The 20134-nt window shown below is 40.3% G+C and carries 20 protein-coding genes and 4 tRNA genes; all 24 read right to left on the bottom strand.

From position 1 onward, the window contains the following. Positions 1 to 387 carry a 50S ribosomal protein L22 gene (gene rplV, locus ACO6S2_RS06865; RefSeq protein ID WP_348435397.1) on the bottom strand — a complete coding sequence of 129 codons (387 nt, stop codon included), beginning with the start codon at positions 385 to 387 and terminating at the stop codon, positions 1 to 3. A gap of 11 nt (positions 388 to 398) precedes the next feature. Then, the gene (gene rpsS / locus ACO6S2_RS06860; RefSeq protein WP_084373620.1) at positions 399 to 674 is read right to left on the bottom strand and encodes a 30S ribosomal protein S19; all 276 of its coding nucleotides are present in this window, start codon (positions 672 to 674) and stop codon (positions 399 to 401) included. 3 nt (positions 675 to 677) lie between these two features. Beyond that, positions 678 to 1499, bottom strand: a complete 822-nt coding sequence (rplB, locus tag ACO6S2_RS06855; protein WP_422361765.1) for a 50S ribosomal protein L2 — start codon at positions 1497 to 1499, stop codon at positions 678 to 680. 11 nt (positions 1500 to 1510) lie between these two features. Beyond that, entirely contained in the window at positions 1511 to 1798 is a 288-nt protein-coding gene (gene rplW / locus ACO6S2_RS06850; protein ID WP_084373618.1) for a 50S ribosomal protein L23, read from the bottom strand. A 4-nt stretch (positions 1799 to 1802) separates the two neighbouring features. Further along, positions 1803 to 2432 (bottom strand): 50S ribosomal protein L4, encoded by a 630-nt coding sequence (rplD, locus tag ACO6S2_RS06845; RefSeq protein ID WP_422361764.1) that lies wholly within the window; start codon positions 2430 to 2432, stop codon positions 1803 to 1805. A 2-nt stretch (positions 2433 to 2434) separates the two neighbouring features. Beyond that, positions 2435 to 3067, bottom strand: a complete 633-nt coding sequence (rplC, locus tag ACO6S2_RS06840; RefSeq protein WP_422361763.1) for a 50S ribosomal protein L3 — start codon at positions 3065 to 3067, stop codon at positions 2435 to 2437. Between the two features lie 181 nt (positions 3068 to 3248). Beyond that, on the bottom strand, positions 3249 to 3554 hold the full coding sequence (rpsJ, locus tag ACO6S2_RS06835; RefSeq protein WP_318172870.1) for a 30S ribosomal protein S10: 306 nt from the start codon (positions 3552 to 3554) through the stop codon (positions 3249 to 3251). Positions 3555 to 3566: 12 nt separating this feature from the next. Beyond that, on the bottom strand, positions 3567 to 5672 hold the full coding sequence (gene fusA, locus ACO6S2_RS06830; protein ID WP_422361762.1) for an elongation factor G: 2106 nt from the start codon (positions 5670 to 5672) through the stop codon (positions 3567 to 3569). A gap of 12 nt (positions 5673 to 5684) precedes the next feature. Then, entirely contained in the window at positions 5685 to 6152 is a 468-nt protein-coding gene (rpsG, locus tag ACO6S2_RS06825; protein WP_420581860.1) for a 30S ribosomal protein S7, read from the bottom strand. Positions 6153 to 6172: 20 nt separating this feature from the next. Next, positions 6173 to 6553, bottom strand: coding sequence for a 30S ribosomal protein S12 (gene rpsL / locus ACO6S2_RS06820; protein WP_084373612.1), 381 nt, complete (start codon positions 6551 to 6553; stop codon positions 6173 to 6175). Between the two features lie 119 nt (positions 6554 to 6672). After that, on the bottom strand, positions 6673 to 7008 hold the full coding sequence (locus ACO6S2_RS06815; RefSeq protein WP_422361761.1) for a DUF3467 domain-containing protein: 336 nt from the start codon (positions 7006 to 7008) through the stop codon (positions 6673 to 6675). Further along, entirely contained in the window at positions 6998 to 11311 is a 4314-nt protein-coding gene (rpoC, locus tag ACO6S2_RS06810) for a DNA-directed RNA polymerase subunit beta' (RefSeq protein WP_422361760.1), read from the bottom strand. Before rpoC ends, ACO6S2_RS06815 begins: the two co-directional genes overlap by 11 nt. A 48-nt stretch (positions 11312 to 11359) precedes the next feature. Further along, a complete protein-coding gene (gene rpoB, locus ACO6S2_RS06805) occupies positions 11360 to 15232 on the bottom strand; it encodes a DNA-directed RNA polymerase subunit beta (RefSeq protein WP_422361759.1) in 3873 nt (1290 codons plus the stop codon). 135 nt (positions 15233 to 15367) lie between these two features. After that, complete coding sequence (rplL, locus tag ACO6S2_RS06800; RefSeq protein WP_422361758.1) at positions 15368 to 15745, bottom strand: 50S ribosomal protein L7/L12; 378 nt, start codon at positions 15743 to 15745, stop codon at positions 15368 to 15370. A 39-nt stretch (positions 15746 to 15784) separates the two neighbouring features. Then, on the bottom strand, positions 15785 to 16315 hold the full coding sequence (rplJ, locus tag ACO6S2_RS06795; RefSeq protein ID WP_422361757.1) for a 50S ribosomal protein L10: 531 nt from the start codon (positions 16313 to 16315) through the stop codon (positions 15785 to 15787). 53 nt (positions 16316 to 16368) lie between these two features. Then, positions 16369 to 17064 (bottom strand): 50S ribosomal protein L1, encoded by a 696-nt coding sequence (gene rplA / locus ACO6S2_RS06790; RefSeq protein ID WP_422361756.1) that lies wholly within the window; start codon positions 17062 to 17064, stop codon positions 16369 to 16371. Positions 17065 to 17080: 16 nt separating this feature from the next. Beyond that, a complete protein-coding gene (gene rplK / locus ACO6S2_RS06785; RefSeq protein ID WP_422361755.1) occupies positions 17081 to 17521 on the bottom strand; it encodes a 50S ribosomal protein L11 in 441 nt (146 codons plus the stop codon). A gap of 2 nt (positions 17522 to 17523) precedes the next feature. Continuing rightward, the gene (gene nusG / locus ACO6S2_RS06780) at positions 17524 to 18081 is read right to left on the bottom strand and encodes a transcription termination/antitermination protein NusG (RefSeq protein WP_422361754.1); all 558 of its coding nucleotides are present in this window, start codon (positions 18079 to 18081) and stop codon (positions 17524 to 17526) included. 22 nt (positions 18082 to 18103) lie between these two features. Beyond that, positions 18104 to 18292, bottom strand: a complete 189-nt coding sequence (gene secE, locus ACO6S2_RS06775; protein WP_318172880.1) for a preprotein translocase subunit SecE — start codon at positions 18290 to 18292, stop codon at positions 18104 to 18106. 27 nt (positions 18293 to 18319) lie between these two features. After that, a tRNA-Trp gene (locus ACO6S2_RS06770) sits at positions 18320 to 18392 on the bottom strand. Between the two features lie 113 nt (positions 18393 to 18505). Continuing rightward, on the bottom strand, positions 18506 to 19693 hold the full coding sequence (gene tuf / locus ACO6S2_RS06765) for an elongation factor Tu (protein ID WP_422361753.1): 1188 nt from the start codon (positions 19691 to 19693) through the stop codon (positions 18506 to 18508). Between the two features lie 124 nt (positions 19694 to 19817). Further along, positions 19818 to 19889, bottom strand: a tRNA-Thr gene (locus ACO6S2_RS06760). Positions 19890 to 19902: 13 nt separating this feature from the next. Beyond that, positions 19903 to 19975, bottom strand: a tRNA-Gly gene (locus ACO6S2_RS06755). Positions 19976 to 20019: 44 nt separating this feature from the next. Then, a tRNA-Tyr gene (locus tag ACO6S2_RS06750) sits at positions 20020 to 20102 on the bottom strand. Between the last annotated feature and the right edge of the window lie 32 nt (positions 20103 to 20134).

Genomic DNA, 20134 nt, shown 5'->3' with positions numbered 1-20134 from the left:
TTATTTGTTTTCTGAAGTTTCAGTATTCTTTTCTGCGCTCTCTGCGTTGTGGCTATCCACAACCAACGTCACGTGGTTAGATCTCTTTCTAATTCTGTGCGCTCTTCCTTGCGGAGCAGGTCTCAGCCTTTTCAAAATTCTTGCACTATCTACAAAAATTTCTTTTACGTATAGATCTGCTTCTTCAAGCTTCTGATCTTCGTTTTTAGCTTCCCAATTAGAGATGGCAGATAATAATAATTTATCTAGTCTAGCAGCACCTTGCTTTGCTTCAAACTTCAGTACGTTTAATGCATGGTTTACTCTTTGGCCTCTTACCAAATCAGCAACCACTCTCATCTTACGAGGAGAGGTAGGTACGTTTTTTAGTTTTGCTACAGCTTCCATAGTTCAGCTAATTATTTTCTTTTGTCTTTTTTGTTAATATGACCTCGGAAGTTTCTCGTAGGAGAGAATTCGCCCAACTTGTGGCCTACCATGTTTTCAGTTACAAACACAGGGATAAACTTGTTTCCGTTGTGTACTGCAAATGTGTGTCCTACGAAATCCGGAGATATCATCGACCTTCTTGACCAAGTCTTGATCACTGATTTCTTGCCTGAATCATTCATGGCATCGACTTTATTTTCAAGTCTGAAATCTATATAAGGTCCTTTTTTTAAAGATCTTCCCATTACTTATTTCTTTTTACCAATGATCAACTTGTTAGAATATTTCTTAGGTGCTCTGGTCTTCTGACCTTTAGCAAAGATACCGTTACGAGATCTAGGATGACCTCCAGACGACTTACCTTCTCCACCGCCCATTGGGTGATCGACAGGGTTCATTGCTACACCTCTTACTCTAGGTCTTCTACCCAACCATCTGTTTCGACCAGCTTTACCCAATCTTACATTCATGTGGTCGCCGTTTGATACGGTACCGATAGTAGCCAGACAAGTAACAAGTACTAATCTCATTTCACCAGAAGGCAACTTCACAGTTGCGTACTTACCTTCTCTTGCCATCAATTGCACGTATGCTCCAGCACTTCTTGCCATACAAGCTCCTTTACCAGGCTTCAACTCCACATTGTGGATGATTGTACCTAGAGGAATCTCAGACAACAAAAGTGTGTTGCCTACTTCTGGTGCAACACCAGGTCCAGACACTAAAGTATCTCCAACCTTTACTCCTTCAGGAGCAATGATGTATCTCTTTTCACCATCTGCGTAGAACAACAATGCAATTCTTGCAGTTCTCATTGGATCATACTCAATAGTCTTCACAGTAGCCGGAATTCCGAACTTTTCTCTTTTGAAGTCTATTGCTCTATATTTTCTCTTATGACCTCCACCAACGTTTCTGATAGTCATTCTACCAGAATTGTTACGTCCACCATTTCTGTGAACTGCTTTAGTCAAAGACTTTTCCGGAGTAGAGCTAGTGATCTCATCAAATACAGGTGCAACCCTATATCTGGTACCCGGCGTCATCGGTTTTAATTTTCTTACAGCCATTTTCTAACTATTTATACTCCTCCGTAAAAATCAATTATATCTCCTTCGGCCACTTGCACGATCGCTTTCTTGAAAGAAGCAGTTCTTCCAGATACCACTTTCGATTTAGTGTACTTAGTTTTTGCGTTGCCTTGGTAAACCATTGTGTTTACTTTTTCAACCGTTACCCCGTAGGTTTTCTCTACTGCCTTTTTGATCTCAACTTTATTAGCATCTTGATCAACTATAAAGCCGTATTTTCCACTTTCATTAAGCGCAGATACTTTCTCGGTAACTAGTGGTTTTCTTAGTATACTCATCTTCTTATTTCGTTAATAAGTTCTGAATTTTTTCAATAGAACCTTCGCAAAGTATCAAGTTGTCTGCGTTCAACAAATCATAAGTATTGATTTGATCTGCAGTAGTTACTTTCGTTTTCTGAAGGTTGTTAGACGACAACACAATGTTCTTGTCAGCTTCTGCTAATACAAGCAGCGTCTTCTTATCATTCAAAGATAGACTAGCCAATAAGCTTTTGTATTCCTTTGTCTTAGGTGCTTCGAAGCTGAAGTCTTCCAAAACAGAAATGCTTTTATCTGAAGCCTTATAAGTCAAAGCAGACTTCCTAGCCAAAGATTTCAATTTCTTGTTTAGCTTGAAAGAATAATCTCTTGGCTCTGGGCCAAACACTCTTCCTCCACCTCTGAACAATGGCGATTTGATACTACCCGCACGAGCGGTACCAGTACCCTTTTGTTTCTTAATCTTTTTAGTCGATCCAGCAATCTCTGCTCTTTCTTTCGACTTGTGAGTTCCCTGTCTTTGATTCGCTAGGAATTGCTTTACATCTAAATAGATAGCATGATCATTTGGCTCAATGCCAAATATGTCCTTAGCCAAATCAACTTTTCTCCCGGTATCCTCACCGTTTCTATTTACTACGGATACTTTCATGACTATTTCTCTAGAATTACAGTTCCATTTTTAGGTCCTGGTACAGACCCACTAACCAAAATCAGATTCTTCTCAGGAATAATCTTCATTACCTGAAGATTAGTTACTTTGACTCTGTCGTTACCAGTTCGGCCAGCCATTCTCATTCCTTTGAATACTCTCGCAGGATAAGATGCTCCACCAATAGATCCAGGTGCTCTCAGTCTGTTGTGCTGACCGTGAGTAGCTTGTCCAACACCACCGAAGTTGTGTCTCTTTACTACGCCTTGAAAACCCTTACCTTTTGAGTTGGCAATGACATCAACAAAATCTTCCTCTTGGAAAATATCTGCTACACTTAGTTCTTGTCCAAGTTCTACACCTCCATCAAACTCTACTCGGAAATCTCTAAATTCCACTAAGTGTTGCTTAGGAGTAGTTTTCGCCTTCGCGAAATGACCTTTCAAGGCTTTAGTCGTACGCTTTTCTTTACGCTCACCGTAACCAAGCTGTACAGCTGTATACCCGTCAGTGTCTTCGTTCTTAACTTGCGTAACTACGCAAGGACCAGCTTCTATCAATGTGCATGCAACGTTTCGTCCATCGGCACCAAAGACGCTAGTCATCCCAATTTTTTTTCCTATTATACCTGACATTTCAGTATTAAATTTCTTTAATAATTTTCGCCTTTTCGTCCACTTGTTCGGAAAAGGAGTGCAAAGATAGCAATTAATAAATTGCAGTCAAATAATTCCTAAACAAAAAAGTAACAATTCCGTAAGGCACAAAAAAAGAACCACGCTTACACGTGGTTCTCATATTTTCAAAGTCTAATAATTAGACCTTAATCTCTACATCTACGCCACTTGGCAATTCAAGCTTCATCAATGCATCTACAGTTTTGGCACTGTTAGAGAAGATATCTACCAATCTCTTGTAAGTACAAAGCTGGAATTGCTCACGAGCTTTCTTGTTTACGTGGGGTGACTTCAATACAGTAAATTTCTCTTTTACCGTAGGAAGTGGAATAGGTCCGCTTACTACAGCACCAGTAGTTTTTACTGCTCTTACGATTTTCTCAGAAGACTTGTCTACCAAGTTGTGGTCGTAAGACTTTAGTTTAATTCTAATTTTCTGATTCATAACTAATATGCTTTAAACGGCCTCGCCTTTTACCTTTTTAATAACTCCCTCTGCGATGTTCTTAGGAACTGGATCATAGTGAGAGAATGTCAATGAAGCGGTAGCTCTACCAGAAGTCATCGTTCTAAGGTCAGTGATATAACCGAACAACTCAGACAATGGAACATCTGCTTTCACTACTTGAGAATTTCCTTTTACGTCCATTCCTTTCATCAAACCTCTACGTCTGTTCAAGTCACCAGTTACATTACCAGTATATTCGTCTGGCGTAACTACTTCAACACCCATGATAGGTTCTAGCAATACTGGGCTAGCTTTCTTAGCAGCTTCTTTGAAACCGATCTTTGCAGCCAACTCAAATGAAAGCGCATCCGAATCCACATCGTGGAAAGAACCGTGATACAATTTCACCTTCATGCTATCCAAAGGATATCCAGCCAAAGGACCATTGTCCATAGCCGCTTTAAATCCTTTTTCAATTGCAGGGATAAATTCTTTTGGAATTACACCACCCACAATCTTATTATCAAACTGCAATCCAGTTTTCTCGAAGTCCTCGTCTACCGGAGACAACTCAAATACGATATCGGCAAATTTACCTTTACCACCTGATTGCTTTTTGTAAACCTCTTTATGATCCACCAATGACTGGATAGCTTCTTTGTAAGCCACCTCAGGAGCACCCTGGTTGATTTCAACCTTGAATTCTCTCTTCAATCTATCGATGATAATGTCTAAGTGAAGCTCTCCCATACCTCTCAAGATCGTCTGACCAGTTTCGTGGTTAGTCTCTACCTGAAGGGTTGGATCTTCTTCTACCAATTTAGCGATCGCCATTCCTAGCTTGTCTACGTCTGCTTGAGTTTTAGGCTCAATCGCGTATCCAATTACAGGATCAGGGAATACCATAGATTCAAGAACGATTTTGTGCTTTTCGTCACAAAGTGTATCTCCAGTTTTGATATCCTTAAATCCTACTACTGCAGCAATATCTCCAGCGTGGAATTGATCAATCTGATTTTGCTTATTGGCATGCATTTGGAAGATACGAGAGATTCTCTCTTTCTTCCCAGTTCTTGTATTGAATACATAAGAACCAGAATCCAACGTGCCTGAGTAAGATCTAGCAAAACATAGACGACCTACAAATGGGTCAGTTGCGATCTTAAATGCCAAGGCTGCGAATGGCTCGTCAGCAGAAGGCTTTCTCAATGCTGGCTCCTCTGTGTCAGGGTTAGTACCTTCGATACCTTCTCTGTCTAGCGGAGATGGAAGCAATTCCATCACGTAATCCAACATAGTTTGAACTCCTTTGTTCTTGAAGGCAGAACCACAGAACATTGGCACAAAGTCCATGTTGATTGTTGCTTGTCTAGAAGCAGCAATGATTTCTTCTTTAGTAATCGAATTAGGATCTTCGAAGTATTTCTCCATCAAAGTTTCATCGTATTCAGCTACTGCCTCCAACAATTCTTCTCTGTACTGATCCACCTCGTCTACCATATCAGCAGGAATTTCGATTTCTTCGAAAGTCATACCCATATCTGCTTCGTTCCAGATCATGGCTTTTCTTTCTACCAAATCAACCACACCTTTGAATCCTTCTTCGGCACCAATTGGTAATTGGAAAGGAACAGACTTAGTGCCTAATCTTTCTTTTACCTGATTACATACCATTAAGAAGTCAGCTCCAGCTCTGTCCATTTTGTTGACAAAACCTAAACGAGCAACGTTGTAGTTATCTGCTAGTCTCCAGTTAGTTTCAGACTGAGGCTCAACACCGTCAACTGCACTAAACAAGAAAACCAAACCATCCAATACTCTCAACGATCTGTTTACCTCAACGGTAAAATCCACGTGACCAGGAGTATCAATGATGTTGATATGATATTTTTTTTCTTTGTAAGGCCAGAATACAGTAGTAGCAGCCGAAGTAATAGTAATACCTCTTTCTTGCTCTTGCTCCATCCAGTCCATTGTAGCGGCACCATCATGTACCTCTCCAATTTTGTGACTTACGCCTGTGTAATACAGGATACGCTCGGTAGTGGTAGTTTTACCAGCATCAATATGTGCTGCAATACCAATATTACGAGTCAAACTAAGATCTCTTGCCATCGTTTCCTGTTATTAAAATCTAAAATGTGAAAATGCTTTATTCGCTTCAGCCATTCTGTGAACGTCATCTTTCTTCTTCACAGCAGCTCCTTCACCTTTAGCAGCAGCAATGATTTCTCCAGCCAATCTCTCTTTCATTGTCTTCTCTCCTCTGGCTCTTGAGTATGAAATCATCCACTTAATTCCTAGGGAAGTTTTCCTGTTCGGTCTTACTTCTATAGGAACCTGAAAAGTTGCACCACCTACACGTCTACTTTTCACCTCTACTGAAGGCATGATGTTGTTAAGCGCTTTTTTCCAAGTTTCAAGACCATTCTCACTTGTTTTTTCTTCTACCAATGCTACCGCATCGTAAAAGATCGAATAAGCAATACTCTTCTTTCCGTCCACCATCAGGTAGTTCACAAACTTAGATACTAGCGTATCCTGGAACTTCGGATCCGGAAGAATATATCTCTTCTTTGGTTTCGATTTTCTCATTTTTTCTTTAAATCAATTTTTTACTTTTTGTCTTTAGGCTTCTTAGCTCCGTACTTCGATCTTCTCTGAAGACGTCCGCTTACACCGGCGGTATCTAAGGCTCCTCTAATGATGTGGTATCTTACACCTGGTAGATCTTTTACCCTTCCACCTCTGATCAATACAATCGAGTGTTCTTGAAGGTTGTGACCTTCACCTGGAATGTAAGCATTCACTTCCTTGCCATTGGTCAACCTTACCCTTGCAACTTTTCTCATCGCGGAGTTTGGTTTCTTAGGCGTGGTCGTATATACCCTGGTACATACACCTCGTCTTTGCGGGCAAGAATCCAATGCAGGAGACTTTGACTTTGACACCAATGTCTTTCTGCCTTTTCTTACTAATTGTTGTATAGTAGGCATTTACTTATTATTTATATATTTCAATTCCTCCGAAATTTTTCGGAACGCAAAAATAGGGATTAAGTATTTCTGAACAAAATATCCTAACCCCTAATTATCTTATTAATTAATCTGTACCGTTAAGCCTCGCCTACAGCTCCTCCAAAATTCATTGGGAATTTCGGAGAATCGTCTACGTTTTTTATTGGTCCAAACGTTTGTTCGTACTTATTGATGTTGTCCTGCAGTGCTGCAAATAGCCTTTTTGCATGTTCTGGAGTTACTACCACTCTAGATTTTACTTTGGCCTTTGGCACACCCGGCATCAATCGAATAAAATCAATCACAAACTCAGAATTGGAATGGGCGATCATAGCCAAATTAGCATATACACCCTCTGCAATTTCTTCAGACAATTCAATATTGATTTGATTGCCTTGTTGTTTGTCTTGACTTTCTTCTTTCTTATTGCTCATCTGTCTGGTATTCTTTTGACTTTTCGAATTCCTCTTTAGATGAAACTAAAGAATCGTATTCCTCTTGAGACCCTACTATCAAATCCTGGAATTGTCTTTGTCCTGTACCGGCTGGAATCAAGTGTCCAACAATTACGTTCTCTTTCAATCCATTCAATGTGTCTCGCTTACCTCGGATCGAAGCTTCACTCAATACTTTGGTAGTTTCCTGGAAGGAAGCCGCCGAAATGAAACTTTGTGTACCCAAAGAAGCTTGCGTAATACCTTGAAGTGTAGGCTTAGAAACTGCCGGCTCGGCATTTCTTACCTGAACTAACTTCATATCCTTACGTCTCAAACTAGAATTCTCATCTCTCAATTGTCTTGAAGTGATGATCTGTCCTTGTTTCAAGTTTCCAGAATCTCCAACTTCTGTCACTACTTTCATATCTAGAATTGAATCATTCTCTTCCATGAACATTAGTTTGTCAACAATCTGACCAGGCAAGAAGCTAGTATCTCCAGCGTCAAGGATATTTACCTTCTGCATCATCTGTCTTACGATAGTTTCGATGTGCTTATCATTGATTTTCACACCTTGCAGACGGTATACTTCCTGAATCTCATTTACCAAATACTCTTGAACCGCAGTTGGGCCTTTGATAGCCAAAATATCAGCAGGAGTAATGGCTCCATCAGAAAGTGCATATCCAGCTTTCACAAAGTCATTGTCCTGAACTAGGATGTGCTTAGAAAGTGATACTAGGTATCTCTTCTTCACGCCATCTTTAGACTCGATGAAAATTTCTCTGTTACCTCTTTTGATACCACCGTACGTTACCACACCGTCGATCTCAGAAACTACAGCCGGATTAGATGGGTTTCTAGCCTCGAATAACTCAGTTACTCTTGGAAGACCCCCTGTAATATCTCTAGACTTACCCATTGTTCTTGGGATTTTCACCAAGATCTGACCAGCCTTAATTTTATCGCCTTCATCCACTGCCAAGTGAGCACCTACTGGAATGTTGAACGTATATTCTTCATCCTTAGACTCTACTATAATGGCAGGGTTTTTAGTTTTATCTTTAGTATCGATGATTACTTTCTCTCTGTGACCAGTCTGTTCATCAGATTCTTCTTTATAAGTAACACCTTCTACAATAGACTCAAAGTTAACTGTACCATCAGCAGCAGAAAGAATCACCGCATTATATGGATCCCAGTGACAAAGCTTGTCTCCTTTCTTAACTTTCTTCTTGTTTTTCACATCTAAGAAAGCACCGTAAGGCACATGGTTAGTAATCAGCGTTTTACCCGACTCAGGATCGATAATTCTGATCTCTCCCGTTCTACCCATTACAACTTCAACAGCATCGCCATCCTGATTCGTAGTCTTGATTGCTCTCAAGCCTTCCATTTCAACAACTCCGTCGAATTTCGCAGGAATAGTCGCATCAACAGCAATGTTAGACGCTGTACCCCCAACGTGGAATGTTCTAAGTGTCAACTGTGTACCTGGCTCACCGATCGATTGTGCTGCAATTACTCCTACAGCCTCTCCGCTCTGTGCCATAGCACCTGTGGCTAGGTTACGTCCGTAACACTTCGCACAAACACCTTTCTTTGACTCACAAGTCAATACCGATCTGATCTCTACAGATTCAATCGCAGTATCGTCTACTTTTTCAGCTAGCTCTTCAGTAATTTCAATTCCTGCAGGAATCAATAATTCTTCAGAGATTGGATCATATACATCATGTACTGATACTCTACCTAAAATTCTTTCAGATAATGGTTCAACGATATCCTCGTTATCTTTCAAGGCAGAAACATCCAGACCTCTCAAAGTACCACAATCTTCTTCGTTTACTACCACATCCTGAGATACATCAACCAAACGTCTTGTCAAGTAACCCGCATCGGCAGTTTTCAATGCTGTATCGGCCAGACCTTTACGAGCACCGTGAGTAGAAATAAAGTACTCGATTACATCTAGTCCTTCTTTAAAGTTGGATAGAATTGGGTTTTCAATAATCTCACCCACAGAACCTTGCAGGTTCTTTTGTGGCTTAGCCATCAAACCCCTCATTCCGCCCAACTGACGAATCTGCTCTCTCGAACCCCTTGCACCTGAGTGCATCATCATGTAGATCGAGTTGAATCCTTGATCTTCTTCTTCGAGCTGAGTCATCAAGGTACCAGTCAACATTGAGTTGATTCTGGTCCAGATGTCAATTACTTGATTGTATCTCTCGTTATCAGTAATCAGACCCATTTGGTAGTTTTGCCATACAGCATCCACTTCCTCTTTAGCCTGAGCTACTAACTTTTCTTTTTCTTCTGGAATGTTGATATCTCCAAGTCCCATAGACAATCCGCCTTTGTAAGCCGACTGGAATCCGAGGTGCTTGATATCATCTAGGAATTGAGCTGTACGAGCCATTCCTGAAATTTTGAAGACATTCGAAATAATTTGCTGTAATTTTTTCTTAGACAACAACTCATCTACGAAACCAACTTCTTCAGGAACCAACTGGTTGAATATCACTCTACCAGCTACCGTTTCGATAATCTTAGTTTCCAATTCACCGCTTGCAGTTCGAACGCTAGTTCTTACCTTGATGAATGCATGCTTAGACAATCTTCCTTCGTTGATCGCAATTTCCACTTCCTCAGCACTGTAGAAAGTCATACCTTCTCCAGCTACAACTTCTTTGTCAGTACTTCTCTTTCCTTTTGTAACATAATAAAGTCCCAAAACCATATCCTGAGAAGGTACCGTAATTGGTGCCCCGTTGGCAGGGTTTAGGATGTTGTGAGAAGCCAACATCAACACAGATGCTTCCAAAATAGCTTCATGGCCTAAAGGCACGTGAACCGCCATCTGGTCACCATCAAAATCGGCGTTGAATGCTGTACATGCTAATGGGTGCAATTGAATTGCTTTACCTTCAATCATTTTAGGCTGGAAAGCCTGGATACCCAATCTGTGAAGCGTTGGAGCTCTGTTAAGCAGTACAGGGTGTCCTTTCAACACATTCTCAAGAATGTCCCAAATCACAGGATCCTTACGGTCAACGATTTTCTTCGCCGACTTCACTGTCTTAACAATTCCTCTCTCTATTAATTTTCTGATAACGAATGGCTTGAAAAGCTCAGCAGCCATTCCCTTAGGAAGACCACATTCATGCATTTTCAATTCCGGTCCTACCACAATTACAGAACGACCAGAATAATCCACCCTTTTACCAAGCAAGTTTTGACGGAATCTACCTTGCTTACCTTTAAGCATATCACTCAAAGATTTCAAAGCTCTGTTTCCATCAGATCTTACCGCGTTTACTTTTCTTGAGTTATCGAAAAGTGAATCAACCGCTTCCTGAAGCATACGTTTCTCATTTCTAAGAATTACTTCTGGCGCTTTGATATCGATCAATCGCTTCAAACGATTGTTTCTGATAATCACTCTTCTGTATAGATCATTCAAATCAGAGGTAGCGAATCTACCACCGTCCAATGGAACCAAAGGTCTCAATTCTGGAGGAATAACCGGCACCATTTTGATGATCATCCACTCAGGCTTGTTCTCGATACGCGTCTTAGCATCTCTAAATGCTTCAACTACTTTCAATCTCTTCAAGGCTTCTGCTTTTCTCTGCTGAGAAGTATCAGTAGCTGCCTGGTGTCTTAATTCGTATGATAATTCATCTAGTTTGATTCTAGACAAAGACATTTCTAATGCCTCTGCACCCATCTTCGCGATGAATTTGTTTGGATCGTCGTCATCCAACAATTGGTTTTCTCTTGGTAACTTATCCAAGATATCCAAGTACTCATCCTCAGTCAAGAAGTCGTGACGAGCAATACCATCTTCTTCTTTCGCTCCTGGCTGAATCACCAAATAACGCTCGTAGTAAATGATTTGATCCAACTTCTTAGTAGGAATTCCGAGTAGGTAACCAATTTTGTTAGGTAGAGATTTGAAATACCAAATATGTGCTACTGGTACTACCAACTCGATGTGCCCCATGCGCTCACGTCTTACCTTTTTCTCGGTAACTTCAACACCACATCTGTCACAGATAATACCTTTATACCTGATTCTCTTATATTTCCCGCAATGACATTCCCAATCTTTTACTGGACCGAAAATACGCTCACAGAACAATCCACCCATTTCAGGCTTGTAAGTTCTATAGTTGATAGTTTCAGGCTGTGTAACCTCACCGTGTGAGCTTTCCAGAATAGATTCGGGAGAAGCTAAACTTACTGTAACTCTCGAGAAGTTGCTGTTTAGCTTTTTGCTTTTTCTGAATGCCATAATTACAATCTTATATGTTAATGACCCGAAGGTCTTATGATCAATTAATTAGTCTAAAGTAATTTCAAGAGCCAAACCTCTCAATTCGTGAACGAGTACGTTGAACGACTCTGGAATATTTGGTTTGTTCATATTCTCGCCTTTTACTATGGCTTCATATGCTTTTGCTCTACCGATAACATCATCAGATTTGATGGTCAGGATTTCCTGAAGAACGTTGGCTGCACCAAATGCCTCCAATGCCCAAACTTCCATCTCTCCAAAACGCTGTCCACCAAACTGCGCCTTACCGCCCAACGGCTGCTGAGTAATCAACGAGTAAGGTCCAATCGATCTGGCGTGCATCTTATCATCCACCAAGTGACCTAGTTTCAGCATGTAAATCACACCTACAGTAACTGGCTGGTCAAATCTGTTTCCAGATAGACCATCGTAAAGGTATGTTCTACCGTACTCTGGCAATCCTGCTTCTTTCAACTCAGAAGCTACTTGATCCATGCTCGCTCCATCGAAGATTGGTGTAGCATATTTTCTACCCAATTTCAATCCAGCCCAACCTAGAACAGTTTCGTAGATCTGACCAATGTTCATCCTTGAAGGTACACCTAGAGGGTTCAAACAGATATCCACCGGAGTTCCATCTTCCAAGAACGGCATGTCTTCCTCTCTAACGATTCTGGCTACAACCCCTTTGTTACCGTGACGACCCGCCATCTTATCACCCACTTTCAATTTACGTTTCTTAGCCACGTAAACTTTAGCTAGCTGAACGATGCCTGCTGGCAATTCATCTCCAACTTCCAAAGTGAATTTCTCGCGTTTGAAGATACCACCGATATCGTGTCTCTTCTTACCATAGTTTTTGACCAATTCAAAAACCATCTTGTTCACTTTTTCATCAGCTGTCCAATTATCCAACAATAAGTCACCAATAAGGTTTACTTCTTCCTGAACATTGTAATTAGACTCATCTCTATAGATATTCTTTTCCGGGAAAAGATTTTCTTCAATATTCTTAGCGTTGAATTTCACGCCTTTCGACATGATTTCATCACCAAACTTGTGCTTCACTCCTTGAGAAGTTTTACCACCGATAAGTTCAACCAACTTCGCAATAACAACACTTCTCAATTCTTTCAGTTCTTGAGAGTAATTGTTTTTCAAAATTTCAACTTCTCTTTTGGTCTTCGCTCTAAGGTCTTTATCCTTCTTAGGTCTAGAGAACAACTTAGTATCGATTACCACACCTCTTAGTGACGGAGAAGCTTTCAAGGAAGCATCTTTCACATCACCCGCTTTGTCTCCAAAGATGGCTCTCAATAGTTTTTCTTCTGGCGTTGGATCAGTTTCTCCTTTAGGAGTAATCTTTCCAATTAGGATATCTCCTTCTTTGATCTCAGCTCCAATTCTGATGATACCATTCTCATCAAGATTCTTTACTGCTTCCTCACTTACGTTTGGAATCTCAGAAGTCAATTCTTCCTCACCTCTTTTTGTATCTCTAACTTCTAATTCAAATTCATCAATGTGAATAGAAGTAAACACGTCATCTCTTACAACTTTCTCAGAAATTACAATCGCATCCTCAAAGTTGTATCCTTGCCAAGGCATGAAGGCCACTGTCAAGTTTCTACCCAATGCCAATTCGCCATCTTCGGTAGCAAAACCTTCACAAAGCGCCTGTCCTTCAGTTACTTTATCACCTTTCAACACAATCGGTCTTAGGTTGATACAAGTATCTTGGTTCGTTCTTCTGAACTTAATTAGATCGTAAGTAATATGTTCTTCATCAAAAGAAACCAATCTTTCATCATCCGAAACGTCATACTTAACAACGATCTTAGTTGCATCCACTTCCACCACTTCACCTTTTCCTCTTGCAAGGATCAATGAACGGGAGTCTAATGCTACTCTCTTCTCTAAGCCTGTACCTACGATTGGTGCTTGAGGCTTCAACAATGGCACCGCTTGGCGCTGCATGTTGGATCCCATCAAAGCTCTGTTCGCATCATCATGCTCCAAGAAAGGAATCATTGACGCTGCCACAGATACAATCTGGTTAGGCGCCACATCCATATATTTAAGATCCTTAGGTCCTACCACAGGGAAGTCACCTTCGAATCTTGCTTTTACTGTATCATTCACAAAGTTTCCATTGTCTTCCAATGGAGCATTTGCCTGTGCAATATTGTGCGTATCTTCTTCTTCAGCAGTTAGATACTTCACATTGCTGGTCATGTTTACTACACCGTTCTCCACTTCTCTATAAGGAGTTTCGATGAATCCCATGCTGTTTACTTTTGCATGCACACATAGTGAAGAAATCAAACCAATGTTTGGACCTTCCGGTGTTTCAATCGTACAAAGACGACCGTAGTGCGTGTAGTGAACATCTCGAACCTCGAAACCAGCTCTTTCTCTTGAAAGACCACCTGGCCCAAGTGCCGACATTCTTCTTTTATGAGTAACCTCTGCTAGTGGATTGGTTTGATCCATAAACTGAGATAACTGGTTCGTTCCGAAGAATGAGTTGATCACAGAAGAAAGCGTTCTCGCATTAATCAAGTCTATAGGCTTGAATTCTTCATTGTCACGAACGTTCATTCTTTCCTTAATGGTACGAGCCATTCTAGAAAGACCAACGCCAAACTGAGCATAAAGCTGCTCACCTACGGTTCTTACTCTTCTGTTACTCAAGTGATCGATATCATCCACAACTGCTTTCGAGTTGATCAATCCGATCAAGTATTTTACGATCAAGATGATATCTTCAGTAGTCAATACTCTTGAGTCGTTGCTTAGGTCTAGCTGAAGCTTACGGTTGATTCTATATCGACCAACTTCTCCTAAGTCATATCTCTTATCACTGAAGAATAAGTTATTGATGATGTCTCTTGCAGTCTGCTCATCAGGTGCTTCAGTGTTTCTTAATTGTCTGTAGATTTGCTCTACTGCCTCTTTTTCAGAGTTTGAATTATCCTTTTGAAGCGTATTGTAAATAATAGAGTAATCTGTAATATTTACATCCTTCTTGTGTAGGATAATTGATTTAGAGCCAGATTCTACGATTGTCTCAATGTCTTCTTCATTGATAACAGAATCTCTTTCTAGCACAACTTCGTTTCTATCGATAGATACTACCTCTCCAGTATCTTCATCCACGAAATCCTCAGTCCAGGTTCTAAGAACTCTAGCTGCTAGTTTTCTTCCAATAACCTTCTTTAATTCTTTAGCGTTTGCTGGAATCTCTTCAGACAATCCAAACAAATCCAAGATATCCTTATCAGATCCGTATCCGATTGATCTAAGAAGCGTAGTTACCGGGAATTTTTTCTTTCGGTCAATGTAAGCGTACATAACGTTGTTTACGTCAGTCGCAAATTCTATCCAAGAACCCTTGAATGGGATAATTCTTGCAGAATATAATTTAGTACCGTTGGTGTGTTTGCTTTGCGCAAAGAATACACCAGGTGATCTGTGTAGCTGAGAAACAATTACTCTCTCTGCTCCATTGATTACGAACGACCCTTTAGCAGTCATGTATGGGATATTACCCAAGAACACTTCTTGCTCGATGGTTTCAAAATCATCGTTGTCCTCATCATTACAAGACAATTTCAATTTTGCCTTTAAAGGGACAGAATACGTTAACCCTCTATCGATACACTCATCCACGTTATATTTTGGTGGATCTACCAAGTAATCGATAAATTCAAGTACAAAATTTTCTCTTGAGTCAGAAATAGGGAAGTTTTCCGAGAAAACTTTAAAAAGTCCTTCCTGAATTCTTTTCTCAGCGGGCGTTTCCAACTGAAAAAAATCTTCAAAAGATTGTAATTGAACCTTCAAGAAATCAGGATAATCAATCACTGATTTTATCGAAGAAAAATTAATTCTTTCGGATTTATTTTTACTAGCCAAGGCCGTACAATTTTATGTGATAATAATGTAAGTAATTGCTTCTACAAAAACATATTTAGCAGAAACAGGAAAAGACCCCGATAGATATCGGGGCCTAATATTTTAGACGTTTTTAAAACTAAAAACTGTCAAATTTTACTTAAGCTCAACTTCAGCTCCAGCTTCTTCAAGCTGCTTCTTAAGTCCTTCAGCTTCGTCCTTAGCAACACCTTCTTTCAATGCTTTAGGTGCACCGTCAACTAGTTCTTTAGCTTCTTTCAATCCAAGTCCAGTCAATTCTTTAACCAACTTCACGATAGCCAATTTAGCTCCTCCTGGAGATTTCAAGATAACGTCGAAAGAATCTTTTTCAGCAGCTTCTTCTCCACCACCAGCTCCGCCAGCAACCATTACAGGTGCAGCAGCAGCAGCAGGCTCGATACCATGCTCTTCTTTCAAAATTTCAGCTAATTCATTTACTTCCTTAACAGTTAGTCCTACCAACTGATCAGCGAATGCTTTTAAATCTGCCATTGTATTTTAATATTTAATTTTAATAATTTGAAACCAATTTTAACGTTCAGACAAAGTCTTAACCAATCCTGAAAGAGTCTGTCCACTGCTCTGAAGAGCAGAAACAACGTTCTTAGCAGGAGATTGCAACAATCCGATAATCTCACCAATAAGTTCTGATTTAGACTTAAGTTTAGCAAGCGTATTCAGATGTTCCTCACCAATAAAGAGATCGTAATCGATGGAAGCTCCCTTTAATTTTGGTCTATCTGCACTGTCTTCTTTTTTAAATTCTTTGATGATCTTAGCAGGTACGTTCGCACTGTCCGCACCAGTAAACATCACTCCTGAAAAACCTGTTAATACTTCATCATTCAATGAAGAAAAGTCCGCATCAACAGTTTCCAAAGCTTTTCTGATAAGTGTATTTTTCACCACTTTGTACTCTACACCGTTATCAAAACATTTCTGTCTGAAATTGTTCACTTCTGCTACGGTTAACCCTGAAGCATCTGTGAAATAGAAATTACTAGTTTCCTTGAATTTCTCAGAAAGTTCTTGAATAACGACTGCTTTTTCTGCTTTAGTCATTTTGTTCTTTATTTAGAATCCTACCGCCTAAGCGGCATTGATTATAAAAGCTTTTAAACTCCGGTAGAGGCTTTATCAATTGTAATCCCCGCGCTCATTGTACTTGAAAGACTTACGTTTTTCATATAAGTACCTTTTGCACTAGCGGGCTTCAATTTGTTTACCACATTGATCAATTCCATAGCGTTGTCTTTGATCTGTTCAGCTGAGAAGGACACTTTTCCAACGCTAGCATGAATAATACCAAATTTGTCAACTTTGAAATCAATCTTACCAGATTTCACTTCTTGTACTGCTTTCGCCACGTCTAATGTCACTGTACCAGACTTAGGGTTTGGCATCAATCCTCTAGGGCCTAATACTCTACCTATTCTACCTACTTTAGCCATTACTGTTGGCATAGTTACAATTACATCGATGTCAGTCCAACCACCTTCGATCTTCTTGATATACTCATCCAATCCTACGTGATCTGCACCAGCATCTTTTGCTTCTTGCTCCTTGTCAGGAGTACATAGTACAAGAACTCTTACTTCTTTACCAGTTCCATGCGGAAGTGTCGCCACTCCTCTTACCATCTGGTCCGCCTTTCTTGGATCAACTCCTAGCCTAATATCAACGTCCACTGAGGCGTCGAATTTAGTTGTAGTGATGTCCTTTACTATCTGCGATGCTTCTTCGATGCTATAAGCCTTCGTTTTGTCATACCTCTCAGCAGCTAGCTTTTGACTTTTCGTTAATTTCGCCATGTTAATTTTTAATTAATTAGGCCCAAGGGGCTTTACCACTTACTCTAATACCCATGCTTCGAGCTGTACCAGCTACCTGCTTCATTGCTGATTCTACTGTAAATGCATTCAAATCAGGCATTTTAGTTTCAGCAATTTCTTTCACTTGATCCCAAGTTACGCTACCCACCTTATCGCGATTAGGCTCTGAAGAAGCCTTTTTCAGTTTTGCTGCATTCAACAACAATACTGGCGCAGGAGGAGTTTTAATAACAAAATCAAACGACTTATCGGTATATATTGTAACAAGCACAGGTAATACCTGTCCCGCTTTTTCCTGGGTTCTGGCATTAAATTGCTTACAGAAGTCCATAATGTTAAGACCTTTACTACCTAGTGCAGGTCCTACAGGAGGAGAAGGATTGGCTGCGCCACCCTTTATCTGTAATTTTAAGTAACCACTAATTTCCTTAGCCATTTTTACTCTGTTTTTTCTACTTGTATATAATTAAGTTCTACAGGCGTGTTTCGTCCAAAGATTTTCACCATTACATTCAGCTTCTTTCTTTCTTCGAATACCTCTTCTACATTACCTGTAAATCCACTGAACGGACCATCCATTACTTTCACAGTTTCTCCTACTATAAAAGGAGTATCCAACTTCTCTTCGAATTCGTCTACTTCTTCTACTTTACCCAAAATTCGATTTACCTCATTTTGTCTTAAAGGAACTGGAGTCTTGGCAGGACCGCCATCGTCGGCACCTAAAAAGCCAATTACACCCGGTATCTTAGTGATTGTATGTTGTACTTCACCGTAGTTGAGATCTGCAGAAATAAGGATATAGCCTGGGAAGAAATTTCTTTCTCTCACACGCTTTTTCCCATTTCTCATTTCATATACCTTTTCAGCAGGTATCATGACTTGAGGAATGTATTCTTCAAGACCCATTCTTGTGATCTCAGTTTCCAAGTAGGTTTTCACCTTTTTCTCTTGTCCACTGACCGCACGTACTACGTACCACTTAAGTTCACTCATAATAGCGGGACTATTTGACTATTTATAGATTATAAAACCACTTTAATAGATTATCGAAACCGAAATCTATTATTCCAATGAATATTGCGAAGATCAGGGAAGCGACCAATACCAAAATTGAACTACTCTGAAGCTCACTGTATTTAGACCATGTAACTTTATGGACCATTTCGTCATAAGACTCTTTAAAAAAGTTGATCAAATTTGCCATTACTCAAATCTTAGCTTTAAACATTTGCACGGGTGGAGAGACTCGAACTCCCAGCCGCTGGTTTTGGAGACCAGTGCTCTACCAATTGAGCTACACCCGTAAAACCTTCAGCCCAAAAGGACTGCAAAATTAGAATTATTTTTGATTATAAACAAATGCGCTTCATTAAAAAATGAAACGCATCTGATAATCTTGTTATATCTGTATTAGACCTTAGTCTAAAATTTCAGTTACCTGTCCAGATCCAACTGTTCTACCACCTTCTCTGATCGCAAATCTTAGTCCTTTTTCAAGAGCTACTTTGTTGATCAAAGTTACTTCGATAGTTACGTTGTCACCAGGCATTACCATCTCAACTCCTTCAGGAAGCATGATTTCGCCAGTAACGTCAGTTGTTCTTAGATAAAACTGAGGTCTGTATTTGTTGAAGAATGGAGTGTGACGTCCACCTTCCTCTTTAGACAATACATAAACTTCAGCTTTGAAGTGCTGGTGAGGAGTTACCGAACCAGGCTTACAGATGATCATTCCTCTTTTGATATCAGCTTTCTCGATACCTCTAAGCAAAAGACCAACGTTGTCACCAGCTTCACCTCTATCCAATATTTTTCTAAACATCTCAACACCAGTGATAGTAGACTTCATGTCTTCTGCACCCATACCGATAATGTCAACAGCATCACCAGTGTTAGTAACACCTCTTTCGATTCTACCAGTAGCAACTGTACCCCTACCAGTAATAGAGAATACATCCTCTACAGGCATCAAGAAATCCTTGTCAACAGCTCTTTCTGGAAGTGGAATATACTCATCCACAGCTTTCATCAACTCGTCGATTTTCTCAACCCACTCAGGCTCACCGTTCAATCCGCCAAGGGCAGAACCAGCGATCACTGGAATATCATCACCTGGGAAGTCGTACTCAGAAAGCAATTCTCTTACTTCCATTTCAACTAGCTCAAGTAATTCAGGATCGTCTACCAAATCTACTTTGTTCATAAATACAACCAAAGCAGGAACACCAACCTGACGAGAAAGCAAGATGTGCTCTCTAGTTTGTGGCATTGGTCCATCTGTAGCAGCAACCACGATGATCGCGCCGTCCATTTGAGCAGCACCAGTAATCATGTTTTTCACATAATCGGCGTGACCAGGACAATCCACGTGAGCGTAGTGTCTGTTTTCTGTTTGGTATTCGATGTGTGAAGTATTAATTGTAATACCTCTTTCCTTTTCTTCTGGAGCGTTGTCGATAGAAGAGAAGTCTTTTTGCTCTGCCAGACCCTTGTTCGCAAGAACTGAAGAGATCGCAGCAGTCAAAGTTGTCTTTCCGTGATCCACGTGACCAATTGTACCAATATTCACGTGAGGTTTCGAACGGTCAAAGGTTTCTTTAGCCATGTCTGAAAATTCCTATTTTAGTTAAATATTAAATTAAATATAAAAAAAGGCTACACATAAATATATAGCACAATCACTCAAACCAATATTCGCCTTTTTTATTAAAAAGACTTTCAGAGCTAAGAGCCAATGACGGGATTTGAACCCGTGACCTCTTCCTTACCAAGGAAGCACTCTACCCCTGAGCTACATCGGCTTGAAAAATTAAGAGCGGGAGACGAGGCTCGAACCCGCGACCTACAGCTTGGAAGGCTGTCGCTCTACCAACTGAGCTACTCCCGCTTAATCCTTTCACTGATTCAACTGGTTATTAAATCAGGCCAATGTGGGGGGAGCAGGATTCGAACCTGCGAAGACATAAGTCAACGGAGTTACAGTCCGTCCCAGTTGGCCGCTTTGGTATCCCCCCGTGTTCAATAAAATTGAGAACAATCCTTAACA

The organism is Reichenbachiella sp., from assembly GCF_965233835.1.
In the GTDB taxonomy this organism is placed as follows: domain Bacteria; phylum Bacteroidota; class Bacteroidia; order Cytophagales; family Cyclobacteriaceae; genus Reichenbachiella.
This window is presented reverse-complemented; position numbering and strand designations above follow the sequence as displayed.